The following is a 15,423-nucleotide window of genomic DNA, read 5'->3' on the forward strand; positions in this document are numbered from 1 at the left end:
ATGACACGCGTGTAATTCCAGTGTTGTCTCTTTACTGGACAGAACCGATGATCCAATCGAGTCGACGGCGGGGAAGCAAGACCTCGACGACGAGACGCCGGTCACACCCTCGGTCCAGCAGGGCGGCCAACGCGAGTGCTGTGCTGGCGAGTTGGGTCGAGGAGGGGCCGTGCACGAGCTTCAACTGATCACCACGATGGAGATCGACGAGGACGGCGGTGAGCTGTCCTGGCAGGAGCGCGCACTGTGCGCGCAGACCGATCCCGAGGCGTTCTTCCCCGAGAAGGGCGGATCCACGCGGGAGGCCAAGAAGGTCTGCGTCGGGTGCGACGTCCGCGGGGAGTGCCTCGAGTACGCCCTGGCGCACGACGAGCGCTTCGGCATCTGGGGTGGGCTGTCCGAGCGTGAGCGCCGCAAGCTGAAGAAGCGCGCGGTCTGACCGCCCCGGGCGGTTCCGCACCCTGACTCATGACGCTTGCGCCACCTGACGCATCCCCGTCCGCGACGCCCGCGACCCCCGGCACCCCGGTGGTCACGGCGGTCCTGGTCGTCCACGACGGAGCCCGCTGGCTCGGCGAGTGCCTCGACGCCCTCGCCGCGCAGCAGAGGCTGCCCGACCGGCTGGTCGTGGTCGACACCGGCTCGCGGGATGACAGTGCCGCAATCCTGAGCAGCCACAAGGGGATCCACGACGCGGTCGCCGAGATCAGGGTCCTCACCACCGGCCGCGAGGTCGCCTTCGGCCAGGCCGTATCCCGGGCCGTCGCCGACCTGCCCGAGGTCGCCTCCCCGGCGGACTGGCTCTGGCTGCTGCACGACGACAGCGCCGCGGCTCCGGGCACCCTCGCGACCCTGCTGGACACCGCGCGCCGCTCCACCTCCGTCGGCATCGCCGGGCCGAAGCTGCTCAGCTTGAAGGACCCGGGCCGCCTGGTCGAGGTCGGCCAGCTCGTCACCCGCTCCGGACGTCGCGCCGACGGCACGACCCGCGGCGAGGCCGACCAGGGCCAGCACGACCACCGCAGCGACGTCATGGCGGTCAACACCTCGGGAATGCTCGTCCGGCGCGACGTCTACGACCTCACCGGCGGCTTCGACCGCGCGTTCGGACTGCTGCGCGACGACCTCGACCTGTGCTGGCGTGCCCACCTCGCCGGCCACCGCGTCGTCGTGGTGCCCCGGGCCACGATGCGCGACGCCGCCGCGTCCGTGCACGGCCTGCGCCCGGACGGCCCGGACGCCCGCGCCGCGCGCCGGCTCGACCGCCGCCACGGCCGGCAGGTGGCCCTGGCGCGGTGCGCCGCACCGCTGGTGCCGTTCCTGGCGCTGTGGATCACGCTGACCTCGCTGGCCTCCGGTGTCGCGCTGCTGCTGGTGAAGCGCCCGCGGCGTGCCCTGCTCGAGCTGGCCGACGTGGGCGCCCTGCTCACCCCGTGGCGCGTCGTCGGGGCACGGTGGCGCGCCCGAGGCGCGCGCGAGCTGCGCCGCCGCGACCTGCACGGCCTGTTCGTGCCGGCCGGCACGGCCCTGCGCCACACCCTCGACGCGGTCCACGACGCGATCGCGTTCGAGGGCCGCACCGCCCCCGTCGAGGCGTCCCCGGACACGGTCGAGAGCGGGCCGGTGTCCGACGAGGCCGAGGACCTGGCCGTCCTCGGGCCGACCTGGCCCCAGCGCCTGGCCCGGCACCCGGGCGTCCTGGCGGTCCTGGTCACCACGGCGGTCACCCTCCTCGGCTGGCGCGACCTGCTGCACGACGGCGCGCTGTCGGCCACTGGCGGGGTGTCCGGTGGCGAGCTGCTCCCGGTCTCCGCGGACGCGTCGTCCCTGTGGCACCTGTGGCTCGACGGCTGGCACGGCCCCGGCCTGGGCACCTCGGGCGACGTGGCGCCGTGGGTCCCGGTGCTCGCCGGCCTGACCTGGCTGCTCAGCCTGCTGCCCTGGGTGGGCGACGCCGGCTCGCCAGCCGGCCTCGCCCTGACCTGGCTCCTCCTGCTGGCGGCGCCCCTGGCGGCCGGCACGGCATACCTGTCCTCCCGGGTGGTCAGCCGGGCGCGCTGGCCGCGCGCCTGGCTCGCCCTGGCCTGGGCCACGCTGCCCACGATGTCCCTCGCGGTCGGCCAGGGCCGGCTCGGGGCGGTGGCCGCACACGTCCTCCTCCCCGCCGTCGCGGCCGGAATCGCCTGCGTGGCAAGGCGATCGGCGTCCGCGTCGGTCACCGCCGGCACCGGACTGGCCATGGCGGTCCTGGCCGCGTTCAACCCCGCCCTCGGTGTCGTCGCGGTGCTGGTCGCGGCGGTGCTGCTCCTCGTCGGGCCCGGCGCCCGCCGGCGCCTGCGGGCGCTGGCGCTGCTGGCCCTCACCGCCGGGCTGTCCGGCCCGTGGCTGCTCGCCGTCGTGGCCGACCCGCGGGTCCTGCTCACCGGCCCCGGGCTGGCGGTCGGCCCACACCCCGCGGTGCCGGCCTGGCACGCCGCGCTGCTGCAGCCGTCGCTCGCGCAGGTCCCGGCCCTCGCGGTCTGCGCCCCCCTGGTGCTCGCCGGGCTGGCCGGCCTGCTGCGTCGCCAGCGTGCCTCGTGGGCGATGAGCCTGCTCGGTGTGCTGGGGCTGGCCGGGCTCGCCGGGGCGCTGCTCGCCCCCCACGTCGTGGTCGGCCGCTCCGGCTCGGGAGCGGCGCTCACGCCGTGGCCGGGCAGCGGCCTGGACCTGCTCGCGCTGGCGCTGCTGGCGGCCGCGGTGCTGGGCCTGGACGGCCTCGGCACCCGCCTGGCCCGGCACGGCTTCGGCTGGCGCCAGGTCCTGGCCGCGCCGACCATCGCGCTCGCGGTGCTGGGTGTCCTCGGCGCCGGTGTGCTGCTGGTCGCGCAGGAGGTCCCGGGGCCGCTGCGGGTGGCCGGGCTCCGGCTGCCCGCCGTCGCGGTGGACCAGGCGCACAGCGCCCTGGCCAACCGGCTGCTGCTGCTCGAGCCCGAGCAGGACGCCGTCAGCTACCGCCTGCTCGGGTCCGAGGCCAGCCTCCCGGCCCGGGACGCCGGGACCACCCCGGCCACCGGCCCGGCAACGCTCGGCCGCGACGTCGAGGCCGTCCTCGCGACCACCACCCCGGCGACGGCGGACGTGCCGCACCAGCGGCTGGCCGACCTGGCCGTCGGGTTCGTCGCGTTCCGCGGGAGCGCCAACAGCCCGGTCGTGCGCCGGCTCGACTCGACCGCCGGGCTGACCCGGCTCGGGGACAGCCAGGGCACGGTGCTCTGGCGGGTGCTGCCGGCGGCCGGCGCCACGGCGGACACCAACGTGCCCCCGGCGCGCGCCCGCCTCGAGGACGGCAGCGGACGCCTCCTGGACTCGGTCGACGTCAGCGGTGACCACGGCGCCACCGCGACCACCCTGGCCCCCGCCGGGGCAGCCCGCCGCCTGGTGCTGGCCGAGCCGCCGGCCTGGGCCCGCCACGCCGCGGTCACCGTCGACGGGCGGCGGCTGGCCGCCGAGGCCGGCGCCGCCCAGCCCACCTACGACCTGCCCGCGACGGCCCGGCACCTGACGGTGGAGGTCGAACCGGCCCACCACTGGTGGACCCGCGGTCAGCTGGGCCTGCTCGCCCTGGTGGTGTTCCTCGCGGTGCCGCTGGGCAACCGACGCTCCAGGAGGGCTTCATGATCGGCCTCACCCGCGTGGTGCTCGTGACCGCCGCGGGAGCGGGCCTGGTGCTCGCGGCGGCCAAGGCCCCGGCCGTGGACCTGGCCGCACCCGCAGCCCGCGCCGCGACACCGGCGACCGCCGCCGCGGTGGCCTCCACGTCCGTGGTGTGCCCCGGCCCGGAGACCCTCGGGGTCGACGGCGTGGTCCCCGGACGGCAGACCGCCTCGGTGGCCGCGCTGACCGCACCGCAGGAGGTCCTGCCCGCGCCGGCCCGCAGCGGGGGAGACGGGACGCTGTCCCTGCGCTCGCTGGCCTCGCCGGAGGCCGCCCCCGGCACGGCCCCCTCGACCTCGGCGCGCGGCTCGGCCCTCGGCGCGACCGTGTCGGTCCCCGCGGCGGTCCTCGCAGCGGGCACCGGCTCGCTCGCCCCGGGCACCGTGGGCGCGCAGCGGACCCTCGTGACCAAGGGCGATGACCGCGGGCTCACCGGGTCGGCCTGCGTCGCCCCACGGGAGCAGGCCTGGCTCGTCGCCGGTGGCGGCGAGGCCGGCCGACGCGAGCGGCTCGTCCTGGCCAACCCCGGCCCCAACCCGATCCAGGTGGACCTGACGGTGCTCGACTCAGCCGGCGAGGTGACCTCCCCGGCCGCCCAGGACATCGTCGTCGGGCCCTATGGCCGCACCGTGGTGCTGCTCGACGCGGTGGCCGGCTCCGAGAAGTCGCCCGTGGTCGGGGTCACCGCCCGCGGCGGGGAGGTCGCTGCCGTGCTCAGTGACACCTGGCTCGACGGCATCGTGCCCCGCGGCGGCGACGACGCGGTGCCGACCGCCGACCCCGCGACCGAGCAGGTCGTGCCCGGGGTGGCCCTGTCCGGGCGCGGGACCCTGCGGCTGGCCGTGCCGGGTGACACCGAGGCCGTCGTCCAGCTACGGCTGTTGACGCCGGCCGGGGCGCAGCCCCTGCCCAACGGCGGGGTGGTGCGGGTCCCCGCCCACAGCACCACCGACGTCGACCTGTCCGGGCTGCCGGCGGGTGCCTACGCCGTCCACGTGCGCGCCGACGAGCCTGTCCTCGCCGGCGCGACCGTCGAGCGGCGCGCCGCGGCCGCCGGGCCCTCCGACCTGGCCTGGACCACGGCGACGGAGCCGGTCCGCGGCCTTGCCGGCGCCGCCCTGCTGCCGGCGCCCGGGGTCACCACGGAGGTGCAGCTGGCCTCCGTCGCGCGCAGCGCCGTGGTCACCGTCACCTCGGTCAGCCCGTCCGGGCAGGTGGTCAACGACACCGTCGCGGTGCCCGCCGACTCGGTGGCGACCCGGTCGGTGACCGGTGCCGCGTCGGTCTGGGTCACGCCGGTCTCCGGGCAGGTCCGTGCCGCGACCGTCAGTGCCGTGGCCGACCCCGCCGGTCCGCTGGTGAGCGTCTCGCCGCTGGTCTCCCTGCCGCTCACGACGACGCCGCTGAGCGTGCGCGCCGCGCGGGACTGACCCGCGGACCTGCCGCGGTCAGTCCCGGTGGGCCAGCCACGCGGCATACGTGCTGCCCCCGGTGACCGCGTCCGGGCCGGGCAGGTTGGAGCCCGCGGCGAACCCCCGCCACACCCGTCCCCAGCCGGGCACAGTGACCACGCGTGGCGCGCGGTGCCCGGCAGCGCGGGCGGTCAGCCGCAGCGCCTGCGCCAGGGAGAGCGCCTCCGGGCCGGCGAGGTCGAGCCGTGCCGGCAGGGGTGGGCCGAGCGCCACCCGCACCAGGTGCGCGGCGACCCACGCCGGGTCGCACGGCTGGAACCTCAGCCCGCGCACGGCCAGCCCCAGCGGGCCGAGGGTCAGGACCCGCGACACGGTGGCGACCAGCTCGTGGAACTGGGTGGCCCGCACCAGGGTCGACGGCGCCGGCGACCCGCGCACCAGCAGCTCCGTCTCGTGCTTGCGGCGGTAGTAGCCCAGCGGGTTCGCGTCGCAGCCCACGATCGAGACGAGCACCAGGTGCGCCTCGGGGGCCGAGCGTTGCAGCGCGGTGAGCAGCAGCCCGGTGCCGTCGACATCCACCTGCTTCGCGTGGCGGGGGTCACTCGCGCAGTGGATGACCGCCCGCACCCCGGCGACGGCGGCATCGAGGCCGGCGCCGCTGGCCAGGTCCCCGACGACCCGGCCGGTCACCCCAGGGGCCGCGGTGCGGGACATCACCCGCGCCGGCAACCCGCGGGCCGCCAGCTCGGCCACCACCGCCTGGCCGAGCGTGCCGGTGCCGCCGGTCACCAGGACCGGAGCCGACGGTGTCGGGCGCTCCACCTGCGGGTTCAGAGCGGGCCGTCGTCCGGGCCGACGTCCCAGCCCGGGTCCAGCTCGGCCGGGTCGACCCCGAGCATGGCGGCGACCTGCTCGACGACGACCTCGTTGACCAGCGCCGCCAGCTCACGCGGGTCGTCGACCCGGGTCTCGACCGGCCGGCGGTAGATGACGATGCGCGCCGGCATCCGGCCGCGGGCGGCGAACAGCCGGCCCAGGGCGATGTCGGCCGGTTCCCACGGCGCCGGGTCGCTCGGCGGCACGTCCTCCACGGCGAACTCGACCTCGCCGAACGCCTCGCCCACCCGCTCCTCGAGCCGGGAGGCCGCGTCGAGGACCAGGTCGTCGAACCGCTCGGCGCGGGTCTGCATCGCCGGCACCGGCGGCCAGGCGAGGGGCCCGCGAGGTCCCCGGCCGTGCCGGTTGCGGCGTCGACGGGGCGGGCGCGGACTGCTCACGTCGACCACATTACGGCGTGCCGGGTTCGCCGGGGGCACGCCGCGCACTACAGTCCCCCCGTGAGTCTGTCGCGCCAGTGTTCCCGCACCGCCTGTGCCCGGGGAGCCGTCGCGACCCTGACCTACGTCTATTCCGACCAGACCGCGGTCCTGGGTCCGCTGGCCACCTACGCCGAGCCACACACCTACGACCTGTGCGCCGACCACGCCGAGCGGCTGACCGCGCCGCGGGGCTGGGAGGTCGTGCGCCTGGCGGGGGAGTTCGTCGACCCCGGCCCGACGCCGGACGACCTGCTGGCCCTCGCCGACGCGGTCCGTGAGGCCGGCAAGCCCCGCACCCCGCCCCCCTCCAGCGCACCCGACGCGGAGGGCACCGTCGAGGTCGGGCGACGCGGCCACCTGCGGGTGCTGCGCGATCGATAGGGTCGGGCGCGTGAGTGTGCCCCGCCTGTCCGAGTTCATCAAGGCCTACGACGTCCGCGGCCTCGTCCCCGAGCAGCTGAGCGAGCCCGTCGCGACGGCCATCGGCTCGGCCTTCGCCCAGGTCGTCGCCGGCCCCGAGGGAGCCTCCGCGATCGTCATCGGCCACGACATGCGGCCCTCCTCGCCGGACCTGGCGCGGGCCTTCGCCGTCGGTGCCGCCGCGCACGGCCTCGACGTCACCCTCATCGGGCTGTGCTCCACCGACGGCCTCTACTACGCCAGCGGGGCGCTCGACGTCCCCGGCGCCATGTTCACCGCCAGCCACAACCCGGCCCAGTACAACGGGATCAAGCTGTGCCGCGCCGGGGCCCGCCCGGTGGGGCAGGACACCGGCCTGGCCGAGATCCGTGACCTGGCGCAGTGGCTGCTCGAGCGCGGCGAGGTCCACCACGTCGGCGGCGGCGACCGGATCGGCACCATCACCGAGCGCGACCTGCTCGGCGACTACGCCGCGTTCCTGCGCGGCCTGGTCGACCTGTCCGGCTCCCGCCCGCTGAAGGTCGTCGTCGACGCCGGCAACGGCATGGGCGGCCACACGGTCCCGGCGGTGCTCGGCACCGGGGCGGGTCTGCCCGAGCTGCCGCTGGAGGTCGTGCCGCTGTACTTCGAGCTGGACGGCACCTTCCCCAACCACGAAGCCAACCCGCTCGAGCCGGAGAACCTGCGCGACCTGCAGAAGGCCGTCGTCGAGCACGGGGCCGACCTCGGCCTGGCCTTCGACGGCGACGCCGACCGCTGCTTCGTCATCGACGAGCGCGGCGAGCCGGTCAGCCCGTCGGCGATCACCGCCCTGGTGGCCTCCCGCGAGATCGCCAAGGAGCGGGCCGAGGGCCGCGAGGCGCGGATCGTCTACAACGTCATCTCCTCCGCGGCCGTGCCGCAGATCATCGCCGAGGAGGGCGGGCAGTCCGTGCGCACCCGCGTCGGGCACTCCTTCATCAAGGCGCAGATGGCCGAGCACGACGCCGTCTTCGGTGGCGAGCACTCGGCCCACTACTACTTCCGCGACTTCTGGTTCGCCGACACCGGCATGCTCGCGGCGATGCACGTCCTCGCCGCCCTCGGCGAGCAGGACGCGCCCCTGTCGCAGCTGGCCGCGCGCTTCAGCCGGTATGCCGCGTCCGGGGAGATCAACTCCACCGTCGCCGACGCGGTGGCCACCACCGCGACGGTCCGGGAGTGGGCGCAGCAGCGCGACGTCGAGGTCGACGAGCTCGACGGGCTGACGGTGACCCACCGGGGCGAGCCGATGTGGTGGTTCAACCTGCGCGCCAGCAACACCGAGCCGCTGCTGCGCCTCAACGTCGAGGCGATCGATGAGACAACCATGCAGCACGTGCGCGACGATGTGTTGTCGCTCGTGCGAGGAGGACAGTGATGACCCAGAACCCGACCGGCCCCGAGGCCGCCCGCATCGAGCCGTGGCTGCGCGAGATCCTGCGCTGCCCGCAGTGCCACTCCGAGCTGGTCGACGGCACCGGCCCCACCGGCCCCGAGCTGCACTGCACCGATGCTGCGTGCGCGCGTGCCTACCGGGTCGACGACGGCATCCCGGTGCTGCTCGTCGACGAGTCGCGTTCTCTCGCAAGCTGATCCGGCGAGGTCGGCATGGCTCCCTTCCTGGACGAGTCGCTGATCGACGACGTCGACGCGATCGCGGAGCGTGACTCGCGCCAGACCCTGAGGGCGCTCGCCACGGCGGGTGCGCAGGTCCGCGAGCAGATCACGCTCTCCCGTGAGGGGGGCATCGAGCGGGTCGGTGGCGGTGAGCGCCCCCGGTCGGTGCTCGTGGCCTCCCTCGGCGGCTCGGCCGTCGTCGCCGACGTGCTGGAGCTGCTCGCCGAGCCCGGCTCACCGGTGCCGGTCACCGTGCGCCGCAACCTGCCGCTGCCGGGCTGGGTCGGTCCGCTGGACCTGGTCGTGGCGGTGTCCCTGTCCGGCCGGGCGCACGGCCCGGTGGCCGTGGCCGCGGAGGCCGCCCGGCGCGGCGCGTCGCTGCTCACGGTCGGCGCGCCCGACTCGCCGCTGGCCCGCATCTGCACCGCTGCCCGTGGCATACACATCGACGTCCCGCACGGGCGCACGTCCTCGCGCACCGCGCTGTGGTCCCTGCTCACCCCGGTCATGCTGGCCGCCGACGGCCTGGGCCTGATCGACTGCACCGAGCGCGCGCTGATGGAGGTCGCCGACCGGCTGGACGAGCAGGCCGAGGCCTGCCGGCCGACCTCGGAGTCGTTCGTCAACCCGGCCAAGATCCTCGCGGTGCAGCTCGCCGAGTCGATCCCGGTGATCCTGGGCGACGGACCGCTCAACGGGGTCGCCGCCGCCCGTGCGGCCTCCATGCTCCAGCGCACCGCCCGGATCCCCGCCTCGTACGGCGAGCTGCCCGACGCCGCCTCGCAGATCGTGGCCAGCTTCGACGGCCCGTTCACCGCCGGCGGCGGTCGCGGGGTGGGGGAGCGGGAGTCGGCGCCGGACATCTTCGCCGACCCCTTCCTCGACGGGCCGGCCCAGCCGCGGCTCGGGCTGCTGATGCTGCGGGACGTCGCGCCGGAGGAGCTCTCGCCCGAGGCCGCCGAGGTGCAGGAGCTGACCGACGCGGTCCTCCAGACGGCTCACGACGCCGGCGTGCGGGTGGCCACCGCCGTCGCCGAGCCCGGGCACCCGCTGACGCGGCTGGCCGGGCAGATCGCCCTGACCGACTTCGCCGCCACCTACCTGGCCATCGGCCTCGGGCTCGACCCCTCGGTCTCCCCGCACGTGGCGGACCTGCGCGACCGCCGCGACCGGGCCCTGGGATAGCGGCCCGGCCCGGCCACGGCGGGTGCGCGCATCACCCTGCGGCCGGCCCGCGTGCAGCAGGGGGACGGCACCTGAACGCGGGCTGAACGACACCTGTGTGCCGGGGGCCCGGTCGCGGCCATAGGCTTCGGTGCCATGGCACATGAAGGTGGCGGCAAGGCGATCCTCGCGGCACTGACGGCAAACCTGGGCATCGCGGCGACCAAGTTCGTGGCGTTCCTCGTCACCGGGTCGAGCTCGATGCTCGCCGAGGCGGTGCACTCCGTCGCCGACTCGGGCAACCAGCTGCTGCTCCTGATCGGCGGCAAGCGCAGCCGGCGCGAGGCGACGCCGGCCCACCCGTTCGGGTTCGGCCGGGAGCGCTACGTCTACGCCTTCATCGTCTCCATCGTCCTGTTCAGCGTCGGTGGCCTGTTCGCGCTCAACGAGGCCTGGCACAAGTGGGCCCACCCCGAGGCCATCCAGGGCCGGTGGTGGTGGGTGCCGCTGGCGGTGCTCGTCGTCGCCATCGGGCTGGAGGGCTTCTCCTTCCGCACCGCGATCCGGGAGAGCAACCCGCAGCGCGGCAAGCGCACGTGGGCGCAGTTCATCCGCACGGCCAAGGAGCCCGAGCTGCCGGTCGTCCTGCTCGAGGACTCCGCCGCCCTGGTCGGCCTGGTCTTCGCCCTCATCGGCGTCGGCCTGACCCTGGTCACCGGCAACGGTCGCTGGGACGCCGCGGGCACCGCCGCGATCGGCCTGCTGCTGGTCTTCGTCGCCGGCGTGCTGGCCATCGAGATGAAGTCGCTCCTCATCGGCGAGGCGGCCCGCCCGCAGCAGCTCCAGGCGATCACCGACGCGCTGGAGAACGGCCCGGAGGGCGCCATCTCCCGGGTCATCCACCTGCGCACGATGCACCTGGGCCCGGAGGAGGTGCTCGTCGCGGCCAAGCTCGCGGTCGGCCCGCTGGAGCGGGGTGCGGACATCGCCGAGGCGATCGACGCCGCGGAGCGCCGGGCGCGCGAGGCGCTGCCCGGCACCCAGCTGGTGATGTACCTCGAGCCGGACATCGACCGCGGCCCGCAGGAGCGGGCCCAGTGGGACAACGCCCCGGTGGCCGCGGACTCCACCTACGTCCCCGACGAGCCCGGCGAGGTTCGCGACATGGGGCACAGTCGTTAGACTGGCCAATCGCCGGCGTGGGTGATGACCCCGCAGATGCAGGCCCAGATGGGCGGCGCCGGGTCAGCAAACCCGTCATCCAAAGGGAGTTCTCCGCATGTCCTTTGACTACAAGGTTCGCGACCTGAGCCTCGCCGAGGCCGGCCGTCACCAGATCCGCCTGGCCGAGCACGAGATGCCCGGCCTCATGGCGCTGCGCGAGGAGTTCGGCGCGCAGCAGCCGCTCAAGGGCGCGCGCATCGCCGGCTCGCTGCACATGACCGTGCAGACCGCGGTGCTCATCGAGACCCTGACCGCCCTCGGCGCCGACGTGCGCTGGGCGTCCTGCAACATCTTCTCCACCCAGGACGAGGCCGCCGCGGCGATCGTCGTCGGCAAGGGCACGCCCGAGGACCCGCAGGGCGTCCCGGTCTTCGCCTGGAAGGGCGAGAGCCTGCCGGAGTACTGGTGGTGCACCGAGCAGATCCTGTCCTGGCCGGGCCAGGACGGCCCGAACATGATCCTCGACGACGGCGGCGACGCCACCCTGCTCGTGCACAAGGGCGTCGAGTTCGAGGCCGCGGGCGCCGTCCCGGCCACGGACGAGAACGACTCGGCCGAGTACCGCGTCATCCTCGACGTCCTGCGCGCCTCCCTGGAGAAGGACCCGCAGCGGTTCACCAAGATGGCGGCCGGCATCCTGGGCGTCACCGAGGAGACCACGACCGGCGTGCACCGCCTCTACGAGTTCGCCCAGACCGGCGACCTGCTCTTCCCGGCGATCAACGTCAACGACTCGGTCACCAAGTCCAAGTTCGACAACAAGTACGGGACCCGCCACAGCCTCATCGACGGCATCAACCGCGCCACCGACACGCTCATGGGCGGCAAGGTCGCGGTCGTCCTCGGCTACGGCGACGTGGGCAAGGGCTGCGCCGAGTCGCTGCGCGGCCAGGGCGCCCGCGTGGTCATCACCGAGATCGACCCGATCTGCGCGCTGCAGGCGGCGATGGACGGCTTCCAGGTCACCACCCTCGAGGACGTCGTCGAGACCGCCGACATCTTCATCACCGCCACCGGCAACAAGGACATCATCACCGCCGCCGACATGGCGCGGATGAAGCACCAGGCCATCGTCGGCAACATCGGCCACTTCGACAACGAGATCGACATGGCCGGCCTCGAGCGCGACACGACCATCGAGAAGGTCGAGATCAAGCCGCAGGTGCATGAGTGGCGCTTCGCCGATGGCCACTCGGTCATCGTCCTGTCGGAGGGCCGCCTGCTGAACCTCGGCAACGCCACCGGCCACCCGAGCTTCGTCATGTCGAACTCGTTCGCCAACCAGACGATCGCCCAGATCGAGCTGTTCACCAAGAACGACGACTACGCCAAGCAGGTCTACGTCCTGCCGAAGATCCTCGACGAGAAGGTCGCCCGGCTCCACCTCGACGCCCTCGGCGTCAAGCTCACCCAGCTGAGCAAGGACCAGGCGGAGTACATCGGTGTCGACGTCGCCGGCCCGTACAAGCCGGAGCACTACCGCTACTGAGGTGGTGGCGGGCGCACCCCGGTGCGTCCCCGGCATACAGCCGTATCGCGCGCCGCGGGCGGTGAGGGAGACCTCACCGCCCGCTGTGCTGTCCGGGGCAGGGCCGCCCTTGCCGGGTCCGGACGGCTCAGTCGCCGGTGTCGCCGCGCAGGCGCGTGAGCGCGGCTGCCGCAGAGGAGGCCGCCCGGTCGCGGCCGCGTTGCAGCCGGTGGACCGGCACGCGCTCCACCCGGCAGTCGACGGCCCACCGCGGCGTGGCGCCCAGCGACTCCTTGAACGCCTCCAGACCTGACACCCCGCCGGACATGCCGAGGTTGAACCACCGGCAGCCGTCGGCGCAGGCCTCCTCGATCGCCAGCCGCTTGAGCAGGTGGCTGGCGTGCAGGGCGCGGTGCTCCCGCAGGGAGTAGCTGCGGAACGAGATGGCGTGCGCCCCGTGGACGAACGTCACCAGCCCCGCGACGGGGGTGCCCTCGTGGCTCGCCAGCCAGGTGCGGCAGTCCAGCTGGGGCGGGCCGGTCAGCGCCTCGAACACGGCCAGCGGCTGCCGCCGCCGGGCCAGCGCCGACGCCACGGGCACCGGCAGCCCCGACCGGTTGGTGCGCTCGGCGGTCCACGCCAGGTACAGCTCGTAGAACGCGGGGACCAGGCGGCCGGTGGTGTCCCGCTCGACCGTCAGACCCGCCCGCTCGGCCCGGCGCACCGCCTTGCGTGCCGAGGGGTGGAAGCGCTGGGCCCAGACCGTCGCGAAGCCGCCCTCGAGGTCGAGCACGTGGACCCGGAGGCGGGTGGCCGTGGCCCCGACCGGCAGGCCGGCCTCGAACGTCTCCGCGACGTCGAACATCGCCGTGACACGGGTGCTCAGGGCCGGCGAGCGGCCCAGGTCCGACAGCACCAGCTGCACGTCGTCCGGCCGCACACCGTCGGTGGCGAGCAGACCGCCCGGGCCGAACGGGTGGGGCAGGCCCTCGTCGAGGGAGAAGGCGGGGAGCGCCCGCCGGCGCAGCAGCGGCAGGACGAGGCGACGACCGTCCCGTGTCAGGTAGAGCCGGCTGACGTCGCGGGCCCCGGTGACCGCGGCGGCCGCCTCGAACCACGACGGCGTCTGGAACACCGACGCCCCCGGGTCGGCGGCCAGCACCGCCAGCCACTCCTGGCGGGGCGCGGGGCTGACGACCTCGGCCACCGGTGACCGGCTGGCCTGCGAGCGGGAATCCTCACGCAGCGCGCACATGGGAGCTTCCCGTCAAGCGGTGCCGGACCCGCCGTGCCGTGCGCCATGCCGGCCGGGTCCAGCGGCGCAGGGTGGCCTCGACGCCTTGCCGGCCGGTGAGCAGGTCCGCGAGCTGCTCGGGCGTGGTGCCCGGTGCGACGAGCAGTCGTTGCACCGCGAACGGGTCCAGGCCCGGCACCGGTGTGGTGGTGTAGCCCACGGCGCAGGCGGAGGCGAAGCCCGCCTGGTGCACGACGCCTCGCACCACGGGCGTGGCATAGCCGAACGGGTAGGCGAGGGACTGCGGCGCCGTCCCGAGCTCGTCCTCGAGGAGGGCACGGCTGAGCTGCACCTCGGCCAGCACCTCCCGCGCCGGGAGGACGTCCAGCTCGCGGTGCCAGTGCCCGTGCGAGCCGATCTCGACACCGCTCGCGCTCGCGGCCCGCAGCTCCGGCCAGTCCATCAGCGGCAGGCGGCCGTGGCGGGCGCCGAGCCACCCAGCGTCCCGACCGACGTGGGCCGTCGGCACGTAGAGCGTCGCCTGCGCCCGGTGGTGGCCCAGCAGGGGCAGGGCGTGGTCGGTGAAGTCGGCGAAGGCGTCGTCGAACGTGAGCGCCACCAGGCGGCTCACGTCCCGCCCCAGCCGGGCCTGCTCCAGCAGGTCGGTGAGGGAGACAGCGCGCAGCCCGGCGCCGGCCAGGGCCGACAGGTGCTCGTCCAGGAGCGCGGGGGACACGCGGTAGCGGCGGAAGCCGCGCTCCGCGGGCGCCGGGGAGATGCTGTGGTACATCAGCACCCGCACGGTCCCGGGCAGCGGCGCCGCCGCGACGGCCTCCGCCTCGCCACTGGTCGGGCGCCCCTCACGCATCGAGGGTGGCCCTTCGCGCGCGGCCGGTGAGGAAGCCCGCGGACGCGGCGGCCACGCCGAGCACGATGTTGGACGCCCGGAGCAGCCCCGGCAGGTCCAGTCCCACCGCGTCGTTCAGCCCGGCCAGGACCCCCGCCGGGAGCACGCGGGTCACGTAGTGACGCTCGGTCGCCAGCGGCGCGGCTCCGCGCACCGACCTGGCCACGATCGCCTTGGACAGGCCCTCGCTGTAGCAGCGGTTGAGGAAGTACGACCAGGTGCACCGGGCCGGCGGGACGAGGTGCCAGATCGTCGAGGCCGGCTCGTAGCGGAAGACCCCGCCGGTCAGCCGGGTGGCCCGCAGGCAGTACTCCGTCTCCTCGCAGCCGACGGGTCGGTCGCCGACGCGACCGAGGTCCTCGCGGAACAGCCCCGCCCGCTCGCGCAGGTCGCGCCGCAGGACCATGGCTCCGCCCGAGGGGTTCCGGACGACACAGCTGGTGCCGGGCATGCCGCGGTAGGTGCAGCCCACCACCCAGTCGAACTCGGCCGGCCACCAGCGGGGACGGCGGGTCTGCCACTCCGGCTCGACCCGGCTGCCGGCCCCGAGCACGTCGTCGGTAGACATCGCCCCCACGAGGGTCTCCAGCCAGTCGTGGGCGGCCTGCGCGTCGTCGTCGAGGAACGCGACCAGCTCCCCGGTCGCGAGCTCCAGCGCGGTGTTCCGTCCGCCGGACAACCCCTGCCGGTGCCGGTTCTCCACCACCCTGACCTCGGGGAGGGCGGCCGCGAGCCGCGCCCCGAGCGCCGGGTTGTGGTCCACGACGACGAGGACCTCCTGCGGAGCCAGGGTCTGCTCGCGGAGGGACTGCAGCGCCATCAGGATGCGGTCCCAGCGGCGTTCGGTGTAGACGCACACCACGGCGGTCACGGACCTCACGTCGTTGTCCCTCACCCTCCTCCGGCACGGGAGCCGGACCGGGCACGAAGCCCGCGAGCAAGCT

The 15,423-nt window shown here is 75.0% G+C and carries 14 protein-coding genes; 9 read left to right on the forward strand and 5 right to left on the reverse strand.

Annotation, left to right across the window (positions count from 1 at the left end):
- Positions 1 to 196: 196 nt before the first annotated feature.
- Genes FB474_RS03645 through FB474_RS03655 form a run of 3 tightly spaced genes read left to right on the forward strand, consistent with a single transcriptional unit; the run spans position 197 to position 5,123 of the window.
- Positions 197 to 439: a WhiB family transcriptional regulator gene (locus FB474_RS03645; RefSeq protein ID WP_141789787.1), complete on the forward strand. Its 243-nt coding sequence runs from the start codon at positions 197 to 199 to the stop codon at positions 437 to 439.
- A 29-nt stretch (positions 440 to 468) separates the two neighbouring features.
- Positions 469 to 3,657 (forward strand): glycosyltransferase family 2 protein, encoded by a 3,189-nt coding sequence (locus FB474_RS03650; protein ID WP_141787412.1) that lies wholly within the window; start codon positions 469 to 471, stop codon positions 3,655 to 3,657.
- On the forward strand, positions 3,654 to 5,123 hold the full coding sequence (locus FB474_RS03655; protein WP_141787413.1) for a DUF5719 family protein: 1,470 nt from the start codon (positions 3,654 to 3,656) through the stop codon (positions 5,121 to 5,123). Before FB474_RS03650 ends, FB474_RS03655 begins: the two co-directional genes overlap by 4 nt.
- Before the next feature lie 18 nt (positions 5,124 to 5,141).
- Here the strand turns inward: FB474_RS03655 and FB474_RS03660 are convergent, their stop codons facing one another.
- Entirely contained in the window at positions 5,142 to 5,927 is a 786-nt protein-coding gene (locus FB474_RS03660; RefSeq protein WP_141787414.1) for an SDR family oxidoreductase, read from the reverse strand.
- Positions 5,928 to 5,935: 8 nt separating this feature from the next.
- Positions 5,936 to 6,382 (reverse strand): metallopeptidase family protein, encoded by a 447-nt coding sequence (locus tag FB474_RS03665; protein ID WP_246092031.1) that lies wholly within the window; start codon positions 6,380 to 6,382, stop codon positions 5,936 to 5,938.
- Between the two features lie 60 nt (positions 6,383 to 6,442).
- On the opposite strand from FB474_RS03665, the gene FB474_RS03670 reads away from it, so the two are divergent.
- The 6 genes from FB474_RS03670 (at position 6,443) to ahcY (ending at position 12,359) form a co-directional block, all read left to right on the forward strand.
- Positions 6,443 to 6,805 (forward strand): DUF3499 domain-containing protein, encoded by a 363-nt coding sequence (locus FB474_RS03670; RefSeq protein WP_141787416.1) that lies wholly within the window; start codon positions 6,443 to 6,445, stop codon positions 6,803 to 6,805.
- A 10-nt stretch (positions 6,806 to 6,815) separates the two neighbouring features.
- Positions 6,816 to 8,243, forward strand: coding sequence for a phosphomannomutase/phosphoglucomutase (locus FB474_RS03675; protein WP_141787417.1), 1,428 nt, complete (start codon positions 6,816 to 6,818; stop codon positions 8,241 to 8,243).
- Positions 8,243 to 8,458 (forward strand): Trm112 family protein, encoded by a 216-nt coding sequence (locus FB474_RS03680; protein WP_141787418.1) that lies wholly within the window; start codon positions 8,243 to 8,245, stop codon positions 8,456 to 8,458. Before FB474_RS03675 ends, FB474_RS03680 begins: the two co-directional genes overlap by 1 nt.
- Before the next feature lie 15 nt (positions 8,459 to 8,473).
- On the forward strand, positions 8,474 to 9,667 hold the full coding sequence (locus FB474_RS03685; RefSeq protein ID WP_141787419.1) for an SIS domain-containing protein: 1,194 nt from the start codon (positions 8,474 to 8,476) through the stop codon (positions 9,665 to 9,667).
- A 135-nt stretch (positions 9,668 to 9,802) separates the two neighbouring features.
- Positions 9,803 to 10,828: a cation diffusion facilitator family transporter gene (locus tag FB474_RS03690; protein ID WP_141787420.1), complete on the forward strand. Its 1,026-nt coding sequence runs from the start codon at positions 9,803 to 9,805 to the stop codon at positions 10,826 to 10,828.
- Positions 10,829 to 10,925: 97 nt separating this feature from the next.
- The gene (gene ahcY, locus FB474_RS03695) at positions 10,926 to 12,359 is read left to right on the forward strand and encodes an adenosylhomocysteinase (protein WP_141787421.1); all 1,434 of its coding nucleotides are present in this window, start codon (positions 10,926 to 10,928) and stop codon (positions 12,357 to 12,359) included.
- A gap of 127 nt (positions 12,360 to 12,486) precedes the next feature.
- Here the strand turns inward: ahcY and FB474_RS03700 are convergent, their stop codons facing one another.
- Genes FB474_RS03700 through FB474_RS03710 form a run of 3 tightly spaced genes read right to left on the reverse strand, consistent with a single transcriptional unit; the run spans position 12,487 to position 15,359 of the window.
- Positions 12,487 to 13,593, reverse strand: a complete 1,107-nt coding sequence (locus tag FB474_RS03700; protein WP_141787422.1) for a GNAT family N-acetyltransferase — start codon at positions 13,591 to 13,593, stop codon at positions 12,487 to 12,489.
- Complete coding sequence (locus FB474_RS03705) at positions 13,577 to 14,440, reverse strand: polysaccharide deacetylase family protein (RefSeq protein ID WP_141787423.1); 864 nt, start codon at positions 14,438 to 14,440, stop codon at positions 13,577 to 13,579. The genes FB474_RS03700 and FB474_RS03705 overlap by 17 nt, the downstream gene beginning before the upstream one ends.
- The gene (locus tag FB474_RS03710) at positions 14,433 to 15,359 is read right to left on the reverse strand and encodes a glycosyltransferase family 2 protein (protein WP_141787424.1); all 927 of its coding nucleotides are present in this window, start codon (positions 15,357 to 15,359) and stop codon (positions 14,433 to 14,435) included. Before FB474_RS03710 ends, FB474_RS03705 begins: the two co-directional genes overlap by 8 nt.
- Between the last annotated feature and the right edge of the window lie 64 nt (positions 15,360 to 15,423).

Source organism: Oryzihumus leptocrescens, from assembly GCF_006716205.1.
Classification (GTDB): domain Bacteria; phylum Actinomycetota; class Actinomycetes; order Actinomycetales; family Dermatophilaceae; genus Oryzihumus; species Oryzihumus leptocrescens.